At 71.7% G+C, this 14800-nt stretch carries 15 protein-coding genes and 1 pseudogene; 10 read left to right on the top strand and 6 right to left on the bottom strand.

Annotated features, from left to right (window positions below; translation table 11 throughout):
• Window positions 1-79: 79 nt before the first annotated feature.
• The 3 genes from AMETH_RS07925 to AMETH_RS07935 are packed head-to-tail and all read right to left on the bottom strand — an operon-like array spanning window position 80 to window position 3374.
• Window positions 80-679 (bottom strand): maleylpyruvate isomerase N-terminal domain-containing protein, encoded by a 600-nt coding sequence (locus AMETH_RS07925; RefSeq protein ID WP_017987534.1) that lies wholly within the window; start codon window positions 677-679, stop codon window positions 80-82.
• Window positions 680-2209: a sodium:solute symporter gene (locus tag AMETH_RS07930; RefSeq protein WP_017987535.1), complete on the bottom strand. Its 1530-nt coding sequence runs from the start codon at window positions 2207-2209 to the stop codon at window positions 680-682. It lies immediately after the preceding gene.
• A complete protein-coding gene (locus AMETH_RS07935) occupies window positions 2196-3374 on the bottom strand; it encodes an anhydro-N-acetylmuramic acid kinase (protein WP_017987536.1) in 1179 nt (392 codons plus the stop codon). The genes AMETH_RS07930 and AMETH_RS07935 overlap by 14 nt, the downstream gene beginning before the upstream one ends.
• 106 nt (window positions 3375-3480) lie before the next feature.
• On the opposite strand from AMETH_RS07935, the gene ftsY reads away from it, so the two are divergent.
• From ftsY to AMETH_RS07970, 8 genes and pseudogenes are all read left to right on the top strand, one after another.
• Window positions 3481-4860: a signal recognition particle-docking protein FtsY gene (ftsY, locus tag AMETH_RS07940; RefSeq protein ID WP_017987537.1), complete on the top strand. Its 1380-nt coding sequence runs from the start codon at window positions 3481-3483 to the stop codon at window positions 4858-4860.
• A 246-nt stretch (window positions 4861-5106) separates the two neighbouring features.
• Complete coding sequence (locus tag AMETH_RS35565; protein ID WP_017987539.1) at window positions 5107-5457, top strand: hypothetical protein; 351 nt, start codon at window positions 5107-5109, stop codon at window positions 5455-5457.
• Window positions 5457-5761, top strand: a pseudogene (locus tag AMETH_RS37775) (putative T7SS-secreted protein); the annotation flags it as partial. The gene AMETH_RS35565 and the pseudogene AMETH_RS37775, both read left to right, overlap by 1 nt.
• Before the next feature lie 129 nt (window positions 5762-5890).
• A complete protein-coding gene (locus AMETH_RS37780; protein WP_156131625.1) occupies window positions 5891-6265 on the top strand; it encodes a hypothetical protein in 375 nt (124 codons plus the stop codon).
• The gene (locus tag AMETH_RS07955; RefSeq protein ID WP_017987540.1) at window positions 6262-6753 is read left to right on the top strand and encodes a hypothetical protein; all 492 of its coding nucleotides are present in this window, start codon (window positions 6262-6264) and stop codon (window positions 6751-6753) included. The genes AMETH_RS37780 and AMETH_RS07955 overlap by 4 nt, the downstream gene beginning before the upstream one ends.
• Window positions 6754-6940: 187 nt before the next feature.
• Window positions 6941-7606: a YbaB/EbfC family nucleoid-associated protein gene (locus AMETH_RS07960; protein ID WP_081617685.1), complete on the top strand. Its 666-nt coding sequence runs from the start codon at window positions 6941-6943 to the stop codon at window positions 7604-7606.
• A 46-nt stretch (window positions 7607-7652) separates the two neighbouring features.
• Window positions 7653-8384, top strand: a complete 732-nt coding sequence (locus AMETH_RS07965) for a hypothetical protein (RefSeq protein ID WP_156131626.1) — start codon at window positions 7653-7655, stop codon at window positions 8382-8384.
• A gap of 101 nt (window positions 8385-8485) precedes the next feature.
• The gene (locus AMETH_RS07970; protein ID WP_017987543.1) at window positions 8486-8857 is read left to right on the top strand and encodes a DUF4333 domain-containing protein; all 372 of its coding nucleotides are present in this window, start codon (window positions 8486-8488) and stop codon (window positions 8855-8857) included.
• Here AMETH_RS07970 and AMETH_RS07975 read toward each other — a convergent pair.
• The gene (locus AMETH_RS07975; RefSeq protein WP_017987544.1) at window positions 8809-9576 is read right to left on the bottom strand and encodes an IclR family transcriptional regulator; all 768 of its coding nucleotides are present in this window, start codon (window positions 9574-9576) and stop codon (window positions 8809-8811) included. The genes AMETH_RS07970 and AMETH_RS07975 overlap by 49 nt on opposite strands.
• Window positions 9577-9666: 90 nt before the next feature.
• Between AMETH_RS07975 and aceB the strand changes: the two genes are divergently transcribed.
• Complete coding sequence (gene aceB / locus AMETH_RS07980; protein WP_026153918.1) at window positions 9667-11241, top strand: malate synthase A; 1575 nt, start codon at window positions 9667-9669, stop codon at window positions 11239-11241.
• 2 nt (window positions 11242-11243) lie between these two features.
• Window positions 11244-12449 carry a DUF6986 family protein gene (locus AMETH_RS07985; RefSeq protein ID WP_017987546.1) on the top strand — a complete coding sequence of 402 codons (1206 nt, stop codon included), beginning with the start codon at window positions 11244-11246 and terminating at the stop codon, window positions 12447-12449.
• Here AMETH_RS07985 and AMETH_RS07990 read toward each other — a convergent pair.
• Together AMETH_RS07990 and AMETH_RS07995 are read right to left on the bottom strand one after the other, a co-directional pair.
• Window positions 12428-13246, bottom strand: coding sequence for an alpha/beta fold hydrolase (locus AMETH_RS07990; protein ID WP_017987547.1), 819 nt, complete (start codon window positions 13244-13246; stop codon window positions 12428-12430). The two genes, AMETH_RS07985 and AMETH_RS07990, sit on opposite strands and share 22 nt — an antisense overlap.
• A gap of 26 nt (window positions 13247-13272) precedes the next feature.
• The gene (locus AMETH_RS07995; RefSeq protein WP_017987548.1) at window positions 13273-14724 is read right to left on the bottom strand and encodes a PucR family transcriptional regulator; all 1452 of its coding nucleotides are present in this window, start codon (window positions 14722-14724) and stop codon (window positions 13273-13275) included.
• Window positions 14725-14800: the final 76 nt, after the last annotated feature.

Raw genomic sequence — 14800 nt, forward strand, 5'->3', positions numbered from 1 at the left:
GCAGTCTCGCGTCGCGAGGCCGCTCGGCACGGTCGCTGGCTGCTCGCCGGCGTGCGCAGGACTAGCCCACGGCAGGCCCCTAGCTGATCGGCGCTGAACCGTCCCATTCGGACAGTGGCGCGCAGTGCCACCGCCACTTCGTCAGCCTCGGGTGGCCCGGCAGGGACGCCCTCCCGTTGGCCCACAGCAAGGTGGGCCACGGGTCGGTGTCCATCGGCGTCCACGGGAACAACCGGTACAGCGCGGCGGCCGCCAGGCGGGGCGTCGGCGAGAACTCCACGCCCAGACCGCGCGCCGCGTCGGAGGTGTGCACCAGCAACTCGTCGCACGCCATGGCCGCGAAACCGGACGCGTCGGCGATGCCCCACGGGTGCCAGCCGCGGGCGTCGGGCGAGCTGGTCGCGACCATCGCGGCCAGCACCTTCGCCGTCGTGCCCAGCGTGACCACCAGCTCGGCCGGCTCGGACTCCGGCCGCACCTTCGCCTCCATGGTCGACAGCTCGACCGGCCCGGCGGCGAGGTCGTAGGAGTACCAGTGCACGCAGTCCGCGATGTGGGCGACGACCTGCGCGACCGTCATGTCCATCTCCGGAATCGCCGCCGACCAGTCGCGGTGCAGTTGCCCCGACAGGAACTCCGCGCACTCCTGCGCGGTGGACAGCAGGGCGTTCGCATCCATCTAGACCGGCTCCGGTTCCTTCGCGGCCGTGGTTTCCGGAGTGCGGTGCCGCAGGGACAGCGCGCCGCCCACGACGAGCGTGATCAGTACGCCGAGCAGCGTATACCACGGGAACGCCAGCACGACCGGCTTCGCTCCAGGCGCGGGCGGGATCTTCACCGCGAGCACCACGACCGCCATCACGGCGACCGTCACCACGAACGCGATGATCGCGTCCAGCTGCCGCGCCCGCTTGACCCACATGCCGAGGAAGAACGCACCCAGCATCGCGCCGTAGGTGTAGCCGGTGATCGACAGGCCCTGCTCGATCACCGGGTTGTTCCGGTTGCTGAACAGCGAACCGAACACCGCGAACACCACCGCCCACACCAGCGTCCACATCCGGCCGTGCCGCAGCAGCTTCGAATCCTCTGGCTGCCGCTTGGTGAACCGCTGGTAGAGGTCGGCGACCGTGGAGTTGGACAACGCGTTGAGCGCCGAAGCCAGGGCGCCCATCGTGGAGGCGAGGATCGCGGCGATCAGCAGTCCCGCGACGCCGACCGGCAGCTCGCTGGTGATGAAGTTGGTGAACACGTCGTCACCCTTCACACCCAGCTCGGGCAGGGTGCGGAACCTGTTGTGCGCCCACAGCATCGCGCCGACGAACAGGAACAACGCGAACTGGACGGTCACCGCGACGCCGCTGCCGATCAGTGCCTTGCGGCCGTCGGCGACGCTGCGGCAGGCGAGGAACCGCTGCACGATCAGCTGGTCCGTGCCGTGCGAGGCCATGGTGAAGATCGCGCCGCCGACCACGGCCGTGACGAACGCGTACTGGCTGGTCAGCAGGTGCAGGAAGTCGAAGTTGAAGTCGAACAACCGGAAGATCCCGGCGTCCGCGGCGCGCGAGGTCCACCCGTCGGGCAGTTTCCCGGCCAGCACGATCATCGCGATGATCGCGCCGCCGACGTAGACCGACAGCTGGATCACGTCCACCCACACGACGGCCTTGATGCCGCCCACCAGGGCGTAGATCACGGTGAGTGCCGTCAGCACCACCACGATCTGCCAGTACGACGTGTTCAGCCCGAAGTGCTTGAGGATGACCTGGATCGGGATCGCGCCGGCGAACAGCCGCACGCCCTCGGCCAGCAGCCGCGTCACGATGAACGCCACCGACGACACACCCTGCATGGCCGAGCCGAACCGCTCGCCGAGGAACGCGTACGCGGTGGTCTGCTGCCCTTTGAAGTAGCGCGGCAGCAGCACGAACGACACCAGGGTGCGCCCGATGATGTAGCCGAACGGCAGCTGCAGGTAGGTGAGGCCGTTGTAGTTGCCGGATGCCGCCCAGATCAGGCCCGGCGTGCTGATCACGGTGAGCGTGGAGGTCTCGGTGGCGACGATCGAGAAGCACACCGCCCACCACGGCAGGCTGCGTTCGCCGATGAAGTAGTCCGCCGCCGAGCGCTGGCGCCGCCCCACGAGCACGCCGATCGCGGGCATCGCGGCCAGGTAGACCACGATGATCGCCAGGTCAACTGGGTGCATCAGGCACTCCTATCGGTTGGTCCGGGTGGGCCGCTACCCGCAGACGGGTGACGGTCACCGGATGTGGAGCGGGCATCGACAGCGGGTGCGCGCCCGGGGTGATGCTGCCGAGCAGCCGGGGTCCGCGTGCGCCGGTCGCCTCCGGCAGGTTCGCCGGGACACCGTGCCAGGTGAGCCAGCCGAGCAACGCGGTCAGGTACGCCTCCTTCGCGTCGCGGGGCAGGCCGAACTCGTCGCTCGTCGCCAGCCGGGCGCCGGGCAGGTGCCGCGCCAGCGCGCGCATCAGCGACGGGTTGTCGGCGCCGCCGCCGGAGACGATCACGGTGGTCGCGTCCGCGCAGGCGCGGGCGATGGTGACGGCGGTCAGCTCGGTGAGGGTGGCGAGCAGGTCCTCGTCGCGGACGTCGAGCCCGTCGGTCGCGGCACGCAGGTAGCCGCCGTGGAACAGTTCCTTGCCGGTCGACTTCGGTGGCGGGGCCGTGTAGAAGGGCTCGTCGAGGAGGCGGCGGAGCAGTTCGTCGTGCACGCGTCCGCGGGCGGCGATGGCGCCGTCCAGGTCGCTGCTCTGCGCGCCGCCGGTCACCTGGTGCGCGGCGAGGTCGAGCAGTGCGTTGCCCGGGCCGGTGTCGAAGGCCTGCACGCCGCCCGCCCGCACGACGGTGACGTTCGAGATGCCGCCGATGTTCAACGCGACGGCCGGGGCCAGGTCCCGCAGCCACAACGCGTCGAGCGTACTGGCCAGGGGAGCGCCGTGCCCGCCCGCCGCGATGTCCCGGACGCGCAGGTCGGCGACCACCGGCAGCCCGGTCCGTTCCGCGATCCAGGCCGGTTGCCCCAGCTGCAGGGAGCCGCGGGCGCGGCCGCCGTCGACCCAGTGGAAGACGGTCTGGCCGAGGGAAGCGACCAGGTCCGCGGTGCCGGACAGGGTGCTCGCGGCTTCGGCGAAGGCCTGCCCCACCCTGGTGTCCAGGCGCGTGACCTGCTCGAGGGTGGTTCCGGACGGCGGGAGCGCCGCGAGCAGCTCCCGCCGCAGGTCGCCGGGGTAGGGGACCGCGGAGTGCCCGAGCGGGACGAGCACGACCTCGTCGCCGGACGCGGTCAACTCGGCCAGTGCCACGTCGATCCCGTCGACCGACGTGCCGGAGATGAGCCCGACGACGCGCATGACCGAGTGGTCTAGTCCTTTTTTGACCGGAGCGCAAGGCATCCGGTGAGTTTTTGTCCGCGAGGGGTGTCCTGCCCGGTCGACCAGCAGATGCGAGGATGGCCACGTGGCGGAAAACCTCTGGTTCTGGATCATCCTGGTGGTCGTCGTCCTGCTGGCGATCCTCCTCATCACCGGTCTGGTCTTCGCCCGCAGGCGGCGGATCAGCCTGACCGAGGCGGAGCCGGAGCGGGAGACCAAGCCCCCGAGAGGCGGGAACTACCAGGCCGGCGGCGGCATCGCCCTGGCGCCTGGTGGTCGGAAGACGGAGACGGCCGAACCGCCCGAGCACCCTGCCGGTGAGCGCACCGAGGTGGACGGGCAGCCGGGTGTCGGCGACGACGCCTCCGTGCCCCGCGACTCGCCGCGCCGGGGCATCGTCGACGTCGGTCTCCCGGAGGCCGAGGCGCCCGTGCCGCCGACGCAGGTCCCGGCCGCCCCCGAGGTGCCGACGACGCCCGAGGTGCCTGCCGCGCGTGAGCCGGAGAAGGCCGCGGTCGCGGTCGAGGAGCCGGAGCCGGTCTCCGGGCGGATTGAGCGGCTGCGCGGGCGGCTGTCGAAGTCCCGGTCGATGTTCGGCCAGAGCCTGCTCGGCCTGCTCGGCGCGGGTGACCTGGACGAGGATTCGTGGCAGGACGTCGAGGACACCCTGCTGATGGCGGACCTCGGCGCGGCCACGACGACGGAGATCGTGGAGACGCTGCGGACCGAGCTGACCGCGCGGGCGGTGCGGACGTCCGCGGAGGCGCGCACGGTGCTCAAGACCGTGCTGACCAACGCGCTGCACCCGGACTGGGACCGCTCGGTGCGGGCGCTCGCGCACACCGTGGACGAGACGAAGCAGCCGGCCGTCGTGCTGGTCGCGGGTGTCAACGGCACCGGGAAGACCACGACGACGGGCAAGCTCGCGCGGGTGCTGGTCGCGCAGGGCAGCGAGGTGCTGCTGGGCGCCGCGGACACCTTCCGCGCCGCCGCGGCCGAGCAGCTGCAGACCTGGTCGGAGCGGGTCGGGGCCGAGGTCGTGCGCGGCAAGGAGGGCGCCGACCCGGCGTCCGTGGCGTTCGACGCGGTCAAGCGGGGCGTGGACGCCGGGGTCGACGCGGTGCTGATCGACACGGCCGGCCGCCTGCACACGAAGACCGGCCTGATGGACGAGCTCGGCAAGGTCAAGCGGGTGGTCGAGAAGCAGGCCAAGGTGGACGAGGTGCTGCTGGTCCTCGACGCGACGACTGGCCAGAACGGGCTGATGCAGGCCCGCGTGTTCCGGGAGGTCGTGGACGTCACCGGGATCGTGCTGACCAAGCTCGACGGCACCGCCAAGGGCGGCATCGTGTTCCAGGTCCAGCGGGAGCTCGGGGTGCCCGTGAAGCTCGTCGGACTGGGCGAAGGGCCGGACGACCTGGCGCCCTTCGAGCCGGCCGCCTTCGTGGACGCCCTGCTCGGATGAGCTGTCGCCCGTCCGGGTGAGATGATCATAAACGCCGTACAAGGTCGGCTGGAGTTCGCCAGTCTGTGAAGGCGCGCCGCGGGGAGCGGCGCGCCTTGTCCTTGACTGGGTGGGCGATGACCGGCTTCGACGCGGTCCCGGACGAACTGCGGCAGACGGCGAGCACCATCGGCGACGTAGTGTCCGGCGTCGCCGGCCTGGCCTTCCGCGCACCGGCAGGCGGGCTGGACTGATTTCCTCCGCGAGATGGAGGCGCAGCTGAAGAAGCTGCGCGCCAAGGCCGAGGAGCACGGCGAGAGCCTGCGTGTGGCGGCAGGCGTGTACCTGGAGTCGGACGACGACGCCGGCCGGTCCCTGGCCGGCATGGGCGAGACCGGTGACCCGCTCGGCGGCATGGTCGGCGGCGGCTTCGCCGGTGCTCGCGTGACGGGCAGCGCCACCGCGAGCGCCGCCGGTCTCCAGGGCGCCGCCAGTGGTCCGGTCGAGCAGGCCGGGATCATGAGCCCGGAACGCGCGCGCGAGCTGTTCCCGGACGGCGGCAGCATCTCCAGCCGGCTGAACCCCGCCGAATTCGACGCCGACGAGCGGACCTACTGATGGCCGCCGGACTCGGTGAGACGACCAGCCCCAGGGAGCTGATCCCGGGCGAGCCGGAGCTGATCGCAGGCGACCTGCGTGATCTGGTCGCCGGCATCCAGCAGATCGGCACCACCGGCGACGGGCTCGCCGGGATCGTCCCCGCGCAGTGGAGCGGTGCGGCCGCCGACGCCTTCCGGGAGGCGTCGGCGCGGAGCCGCCCAAGTGGATCGAGACCGCGGCCCTCCTGGGCCAGGGCGGTCAGTCGCTCGCGGACTTCGGTGACGCGCTGACCTGGGCGCAGTCCGAAGCGCAGCGCGCCATCGAGATGTACACCGAGGCGCAGGCCGCCTCCCGCGCGGCAGCCGCGCAGTACAACGCCAGGCCGCGCGGGCCCAGGCCGTCGGTCAGGCTCTCGCTCCGTTCCAGGACCCTGGCGAGGGAAGCCCAGTCGGTGCTCGACTTCGCCCGCGCCCACGTGAGCCAGATCGGCGATTCCGTCGCGGCGGCCGTCGGATTCGAGCCCGACGGCGACGGCGGGTACCGCAAGGAGCTCGGCGAGAAGAGCCACGAACCCGGGAGGCAGAAGGGGTTCGAGTGGGGCTCCCAGTCCGACGGGATGCTCAGCGACCGGATCGACGCGACCCTCGAAGCGCTCGGCTTCGACCTCTCGGACGAGACCTTCAGCGCCTCCGCGAGCGGGGAGCTGCTGGGCGGGAGCCTGGACGGCTCCTTCGGCGCCGGTGCGCTGTCGGGATCGGGGAAGCTCGAAGGCTCGCTCTTCGGCGCCAGCGCCGGCGTGTCCGGAAGCGCCAACGCCCTCGTGTGACCGCAGCGGCGAACGCCGAGGCGTGGCTGGCCAAGGGGGCGGCAGAGGGACAGGTCAAGCTCGGGGCGCACGCCGGCGCTTCCGGGCACGCGGAAGCCTCCGTTGGAGTGCGGGCCGAGGCCGAGGGAAGCGCGAGCCTGACCGGTGTCCGGGGCAGCCTGGGAGGCTCTGCCGGCGTCCGAGCCGGTGTCGCGGCGAGTGCCGAGGGGGCTGGTCTCGGCGCGGGCGTTCACGGCGGGCTCTCGGCCGGAGTCGGTGCGCACGCGGACGGCCAGATCGGGATGGGCGACGACGGCAAGTTCCACCTGAGCGCGTCGCGCGGCCTGACTTTGGGCATCGGCGCGGACGTCGGGTTCGACATCGCGATCGACCCGCAGGAGGTCGTGGACACTGTGACGGACGTGGCCGACGACGTTGCCGACATCGCGACGGACGTCGGGCACGGGCTGGCCAACGCCGCGGACGCGGTCGCGGACTTCCTGTTCTAGGACGGAGACGGAGAAATCGTGGTAGGCACCATTCCGGTGCCGATCCAGTTCTCGCTGCCCGAGGGCTGGCAGTCGGTGCGACCGGCCGAGGTCAAGGCCGACGAGGCCGCGTTCGTGGCCCTGCGCCCGCCGGCGCTCAAGGGGTTCACCCCGAACATCACGATCAGCGGCGAGCTGCACCCCCGCGATGTGTCGCTTACCGAACTCGCCGACGCGGCGCTGGACCGGTTGCGGCGCGCCCGACGCCCAGCTCGGCAGGCGCAAGGAGGCCGGGTTGCTGCGCCGGATCGAGGCCATCGACACCGCGGCGGCCGACAACCGCCGTCGCGTCCAGACCTACAAGCAGATGGCCGGGAAACTGAAGGACGTGACCGCGGAGGCGGTCTCGCCGGACGGTGCCGTCCGGGTCGTCGCGGGCGCGGGTGGCGAGGTCAAGGCGGTGACCTTCGGCGAACGCGTCCGCGACCTGCCGCCGGCCGCGCTGTCCGCAGTGGTGATGCACACCCTCGCGGTCGCGCGGGCCGCCGCGGCCAGGCAGCAGGCCGAGGTCGTGCGCCGGGGCCTCGGCGACACCGAGCTCCTGGACCGCGTGCTCGACGCGGACGAGAACACGTTCGGCGACCAGCGGCCGAAGCACCCCGGTCCGGCTCCCGTGTTCGTCCCGCCTCGCGAACAGGAACCGCTGGCGAGCGCCGACCAGCTCTTCGAGGAGTGCCCGGCTGTTCCGCCGCCACCGCCTCCCGCCCCGATGCCGGTGCCGCCTCGAGTGCCCGCGGCGCACCGGCGGCCGCCCGTGCAGGACGACGAGCCGTTCGAGGAGACCGACCTGTTCGCGGACGGTTCGGGCCGGTGAGCGCGGGAGCGGTCGTCGCGATGGCGGTCGCGGGTCAGTGGTCTTCATGGGGCTGATCACCTGGCTGATCGTGTGGTTCAACCGCAGGCAGGGTGCCGCCGCGGCGGTCACGCTCGCCAAGTTGCGGGAGGAGTTGCCGCGGCGGGGGTGGACGTACGTCGAGCGCGACGATTCGTTGGCCGAGGCCTACAACCGGCAGTACGAGCAGTTCTGGAGCCCGGAGCAGAGCCAGTTCTGGCGCCCGAACCAGCCGGTATGGCGGTCCGGCTTCCAGGTCAAGGCGCCGGGGCCGCTGGAGCAGCACTTCATCCGGCCGCCGCACGCGCGAAGCGCTCACGACATCATCACCGGCACCCGCCCCGGCCGCCCGTTCGTCGCCGCGACGCTCGAAATCTTCTACATGCACCAGATCACCACCGAACTCTGCATCTGGGTGCGCACGCCCGCGCCGTGCCCGCCGGTGTACGTGCGGCAGACGGTGGGGATGGTCAGCAAGATCAACGCGGCCGTCGGGCAGGGCGACTTCCGCACCGGCCACCCGGCCTTCGACGACCGGTTCGAGGTCAACGGGCCGGACGAGCGGTTCCTCGCCCACGTGATCACCCCGGCGCTGGCGGAGTTCCTGCTCACCGATGAACGCCGGTTCCGCGGGTTCACGCTGTTCGCCGACCGCGCCGACGCCCTCGACCGGATCCGCGACCACCGTGATCCCGCCGAACTGGTCGCGGCGCTTGACCTCCGCTGCGACATCCTCGACCGCATCCCCCTGATCGGGTGAGAAGATCGGGAACGCTGTACAAGCCAGGTCAGAGCAGTGCAGGATGTGAGGGCGCGTCGCTGGGGAGGCGGCGCGCGCTTTCACTTCCTGGGGTTCTCGCAATGTTCCGCGCCGCGCTCGTCGTCTGCTCTGCCCTGCTGCTCGCCGCCTGCACGGTCACCGTCGGGACGACCCGTTCGCTCAGTCAGGAGACCGTCGAGCAGGGGATTTCCGACACGGTCCTCAGCATGGTCGGGCACCCGCCCGAGGCGGTCGATTGCCCGGATCCGCTGACCGCGCAGCCGGGTAACAGCGCTCGCTGCGTGCTCACCGTCGGGGGCAAGCGCTACGGGGTCACCGCGACTGTCACGCAGTCGCGAACGGCGGCGCCGACTACCACATCCAGGTCGACGACCAGCCCCTCGAAAACCCCTGGTTCGGCTGATCAGGCGCTTTCCGCCAAGTGCGTCGACAACGTCGCCGCCGTCGCCTGAACCAGCGGAGCGATCCGCGAGACCGCCTCACGTGTCAGCCGCCCGGACGGGCCCGACACCGAGACCGCCGCGGGGGCCGGTGTCCCGGTGAGCGGGACCGCGATGCACCGCACTCCCAGTTCCTGCTCGCTCTCGTCGACGGCGTAACCCTGCGCGGCCACCTGGGCGAGGTGCGCCAGGAGCTCGTCGGGGTCCGTGAAGGTGTGGTCGGTGTATGCGGGCATGCCTGTGCGGTCCAGCAGCGCGCGGACGTCCTCGGCGGGCAGCTGCGACAGGATGGCCTTCCCGACGCCCGTCCCGTGGGGCAGCACCCGCCGTCCGACCTCGGTGAACATCCGCATCGAGTGCTTCGACGGCACCTGCGACACGTACACCACCTCGTCGCGCTCCAGCACCGCCAGGTTCGCCGTCTCGCCGGTCGCCTCCACCAGTTCCGCCAGCAGCGGGCGCGCCCACGTGCCGAACTGCATGCTCGCGTTCTCGCCGAGCCGGATCAGCCGCGCCCCCAGCGCGTACTTCCGGTTCGTGTTCTGCCTCACGTAGCCGAGCTGCACGAGCGTGCGGATCAGGCGGTGGATCGTCGGCATCGGCAGGCCCGAGGTGGCCGCCAGCTCGGACAGGCTGGCCTCGCCGCCGGTGTCCGCCAGCCGCTCGAGTAGCTCGAACGCGCGACGCAGCGACTGGACCCCGCCGTCTCGTCCTGCCTTCTCCTCGGCCACCGCGACTCCTCACATTGAGCTTCCGCTATGTAGAAACTATAGTCCGGGATGTAAAAAACCGAACCGCAAGTCTTCTTGGGAGTGTTCCGCATGGCTGACGTCCAGGTGCTCGGTGGCTCCGTCGAGCGAGGCGACGAGATCCTGACCCGGGAAGCGCTGGACTTCCTGGCCGGGCTGCACGAGAACTTCGCGGCTCGCCGTGACGAGCTGCTCGCCGCCCGCGCGAAGCGGCGCGAGGAGGCCAAGCGCACCGGGCGCCTGGACTTCCTCCCCGAGACCAAGGAGATCCGCGAGGGCGACTGGCGGGTGGCCGAGGCGCCGCCTGCCCTGCGTGACCGCCGCGTGGAGATCACCGGCCCGACCGACCGCAAGATGACGATCAACGCCCTCAACTCGGGCGCCAAGGTGTGGCTGGCCGACTTCGAGGACGCCAACACCCCGCACTGGCACAACGTCGTCGGCGGCCAGGTCAACCTGTACGACGCGATCCGCGGCACCATCGAGCTCGACTCCAACGGCAAGCACTACGAGCTGCGCAACGACATCGAGCTGGCGACCATCGTGGTCCGCCCGCGCGGCTGGCACCTCGACGAGCACAACCTGACCTTCGGCGGCCGCAAGGGCGTCGGCGCGCTGGTCGACTTCGGGCTCTACTTCTTCCACAACGCGAAGGAGCTGCTCGAGCGCGGCAAGGGCCCGTACTTCTACCTGCCGAAGATGGAGAGCCACCTCGAGGCCCGCCTGTGGAACGACGTGTTCACCCACGCCGAGAAGACGCTGGGCATCGAGCACGGCACCGTCCGCGCCACCGTCCTGATCGAGACCATCCCGGCCGCGTTCGAGATGGAGGAGATCCTCTACGAGCTGCGCGAGCACGCCTCCGGCCTCAACGCCGGTCGCTGGGACTACCTGTTCAGCGTCATCAAGTACTTCCGCGACGCGGGCGAGAAGTTCGTGCTGCCGGACCGCAACAGCGTCACCATGACCGCGCCGTTCATGCGCGCCTACACCGAGCTGCTGGTGCGCACCTGCCACAAGCGCGGCGCGTTCGCGATCGGCGGCATGGCCGCGTTCATCCCGAGCAAGGACCCCGAGGTCAACGAGAACGCCTCGAAGAAGGTCCACGCCGACAAGGCCCGCGAGGCCAACGACGGCTTCGACGGCTCGTGGGTCGCGCACCCCGGTATGGTCGAGCTGTGCAAGGAGGAGTTCGACAAGGTCCTCGGCGACAAGCCGAACCAGCTCGACCGGCTGCGTGAGGACGTGTCGGTGACCGCCGACCAGCTGCTCGACGTCGCGAGCACCGAGGGCGGCGCCACCGAGGCCGGCCTGCGTGGCGCGGTCGACGTGGGCGTCCGCTACATCGCCTCCTGGCTGGGCGGCAATGGCGCGGCGGGCATCCACAACCTGATGGAGGACGCCGCGACCGCGGAGATCTCGCGCTCGCAGATCTGGCAGTGGGTGCAGAACGGCACCCAGCTCGACAACGGCCAGACGGTCACCCGCGACCTGGTCAAGTCGGTGCTGGACGACGTGCGCAAGGAGCTCGACGGCCAGGTCCCGGCCGACCTGCTCGCCCCGGCGGTCGAGATCTTCGAGGAGGTCGCGCTCGCCGACGAGTTCGTCGACTTCCTGACCCTGCCCGCCTACGAGCGGATCAAGTAACCGTGGCCGGACGGCTCACCGGGGACGTGTACGCGGGCATCGACGCCCGGCTGTCCGAAGTGGACGCGCGGGTCGAGGCGCGCTACCCCGGTGAGCCGTCCGGGCGGCAACCGGTGCACACGGTCTACGTGCCGGCGCACCGGTACTCCGCCGAACTGGTCGCGCGCTGGGGCGAACAGGCGCGGGCGGTGTTCGACTCCGACGGCGACGCGCTCGGGCTCGACCCGGCCGTCGCCGAGCGGGTGCGGCGCAAGCTGGTGACCGAGCCGGTCGAGGACCTGCGCATCGACTTCGAGGACGGCTATGGCCGCCCCGGCGACGACGCCGAGGACGACGCCGCGGTCACGGCGGGCCGGGTGCTGGCGGCGAACCCGGCCACGCCGTTCTGCGGAATCCGGTTCAAGAGCTTCGAACGCGCGACCCGCCGTCGCGGCATCCGGACGCTCGACCTGTTCCTGTCCGGGTTACTGGAGCACGGCGAGCTTCCGGCCGGGTTCGTGGTGACGTTGCCGAAGGTGACGGCGGTCGAGCAGGTCGGCGCCGCCGCCGAGGTGCTCGGCCACCTGGAGGCGGCCTACGGTCTCCCGGACGGCGAGCTGCGGTTCGAGGTGCAGGTCGAGACCGCGCAGTCCATCGTGGACGGGGAAGGGCGCGTTGCGGTGGCCCGGATCGTGCAGGCCGCGGACGGCCGATGCAGTGGGCTGCACTACGGCACCTACGACTACAGCGCCGGGCTGGGCATCGCCGCGGAGCACCAGAGCATGGACCATCCGGCCGCGGACTTCGCGAAGGCGTTCATGCAGGTCAGCGTCGCGGGAACGGGTGTGCGCCTGTCTGACGGGTCGACGAACAAACTTCCGGTTGGCGACGCGCTGCTGCCGGGCTGGCGCGAGCACCTGCGGCTCGTGCGACGCTCGCTGGAGCGCGGCTTCTACCAGGGCTGGGACTTGCACCCGCACCAGTTGCCCACCCGCTTCGCCGCGACGTACGCCTTCTTCCGCGAGGGCCTGCCCGCGGCGGCGGCGAGGTTGCGGGACTACGCCGCGCAGCTGGACAGCGGCGTGCTCGACGAGCCGGCCACGGCACGGGCGTTGTCCGGTTTCCTGTTGCGCGGCTTGGATTGCGGCGCCATCGACGCTGCTGAGGTGACCGAGTCGACCGGACTGACCCGCGCGTGCTTGGAAAGCTACGCGTCCTTCCGCGGCTGACCGAGGAATTCCAGCAGGGTGGCGGTGAGCGCGGCCGGCGCGTCCTCCTGCACCAGGTGCCCGGCGCCGGGGAACAGGCGCAGCCGCGCGCCCGGGATGCGGGACGCCAGTTCCTTGCCCTGCTCGACCGGGATCCACTCGTCGGCCTCGCCCCAGCCGACCAGCACCGGCAGGTCCAGCGTGCCCAGCAGCGGCTCGATCTCGTCGGTGAGCCGCTGATCCGCCTGCGCGATCTGCCGGTAGTACGCGGCCTGCCCCGCGGCGCCGAGCCACGGCGCGACCAGCTCGTCCAGCACGCCGTCGCGCAGACCGGCAGCGGACGCGGTCGCGGTTTGCGTGCGCACGATCACTTCGTGCAGGTGCGATGGCAGCTGCTCGAAGACCCACGGGTTGTCCCGCACCAGGTGGAAGAACGGCGTCCCCCACGGCGCGATCGCCACGACGTCCACCAGTGCGAGCTGGTCGTACCGCGCGCCGTGCAGCAGGTGCGCCCGCAGCGAGACGACGCCGCCGAAGTCGTGCGCCACGACCGGCGGCGACTCCAGCCCCCAGTGCTCCAGCAGCGACGCGAAGATCTCCGCCTGCGTCCCCAGCGACACGTCCTGGCCGTCTCGCTTCCCGGATCGCCCGTAGCCCGGCATGTCCCAGACGAACACCTGGTGCCGCTCGCTCAACGCGGACGCCATGTCGCGCCACACGGACGACGAGAACGGCGTGCCGTGAAGCAACACGACCGGCGGGCTGGAACCCGAAGAAGCCCAGCGCACGGTCCCGCCCGGTGTCTCGAATTCCTCCAAGAGCCGGACGTTACCAGTTAACCTGCTTAGACGGTAACCAGAAGCGCGAGATACACGTCCACCTGGGTGACGAAGTCGTTGAGGTCCACGCCGAGTAACTCCGACGCCCGCGCGATGCGGTACCGCAGCGTGTTGACGTGGACGTGCAGCGCTCGCGCCGCCGCGGTCGGCGAGCTGGAGCACTCGAGGTAGACCCGCACGGTGTGCACCAGATCCGTGCCCTGCGCCGCGTCGTAGGCGAGCAACGGCCCGAGCACCCGCGCCCGCACCGACCGGCGCAGCTCGTCCGGCGCGCCGGCGGCCAGCAACTGGTGCACGGCGATGTCCTCGCCGGCCACCAGCTCGATCCGCCCGCCGCGGCGGGCCGCCAGTTCGACCGCGTGCCGCGCCTCCTGCGTCGCGCCGTGCAGGCCGTCCACCGACGCCGGGCCGCCGGAACCCAGGTGGAACCGCGACAACGACATCAGCCGGTCCAGCCGCGTCAGCGCTTCGCCCGCCGCGCGCATCCAGTTGCCCGGTCCGGCGACCAGCGCGTAGGCGTCCGCGCCGACGACGCCGACCAGCGGCCGCGCGTCGGCGAGCAGTTCGGCCAGCACCTCCGCCGCCAGGGCCGGGCCGTCGTCCGGCGCCCGCGCGAGCAGCACGCGGATCTCCGCCTCGACGGGCAGTCCGGACGCGGCGAAGGAGTCCCCGACCGGCCCGCCGTCGGCCAGCGCTTGGAGCAACGGCTCGGCCGCCCGGCCCGACATGCGCCGCACCTGGTCGGCCCGCGCCCGGGCCAGCCGCACCAGCTCGGCCAGCTCCGCGGCCAGCTCATCCGGATCCGGCTGCGCGACCGCCAGCAGCCACGGCACCGCGAAGCTCCCGCCGACCGGCATCAGCGCGTACCCGTCGTGGACCGTGACCTCCCGGCCGGGCACGAAATGCGCCACGAGGTCCTCGGGCGGCTCGGCCGTGCCCGCGACCACCCGGCCCGTCCCGGACAGCACCCAGCACGGCGCGCCCAGCTCGATCGCGCCCTGCCTCAGCAACGCGGGCAGCGAGATGTCCTCGGTCGCCGCGGCCAGCAAGCGTTTGCGGGCGCCGCTCGGCTCCCGGCCCCGCGCCGCGGCCAGCTCCAGCACCACGCGCTCGGTGATCACCGCGAACGACAGGTCGGCGGGCACCTCCAGCAGCGGGATGCGGTGCTGCGCGCACGCCTGCACGACGTCCGGCGGGATCCCGCCGGTGTCCGCGCCGGACGCGGCCAGCGCGGCGACCCCGGCCCGGGCCAGCGCGGCGACGAACGGCGCGGCGTCGCCCGGCTCGCGCCACCACAGCAGCCCGCTGAGGACGACCTCGCCCGCCAAGACGTACCGGCTCGGGTCGGGCAGCTCGGTGACGTAGATCCGGCTGACCGCGCGGCCGAGCTGCCCGGCGCCGGTGCGCAACCGCAGGCGCAGTTCCGGGATCTCCAGCAGAGTTTTCACGGTCGTCATCAGGGTTGTAGGAAAGCACAAACGCGGGCCCGCACGCTGCTGTCGGTTCGTACTGAGCCGCCGTTGCCGGTGCCCG

The organism is Amycolatopsis methanolica 239 (assembly GCF_000739085.1).
GTDB lineage: Bacteria > Actinomycetota > Actinomycetes > Mycobacteriales > Pseudonocardiaceae > Amycolatopsis_E > Amycolatopsis_E methanolica.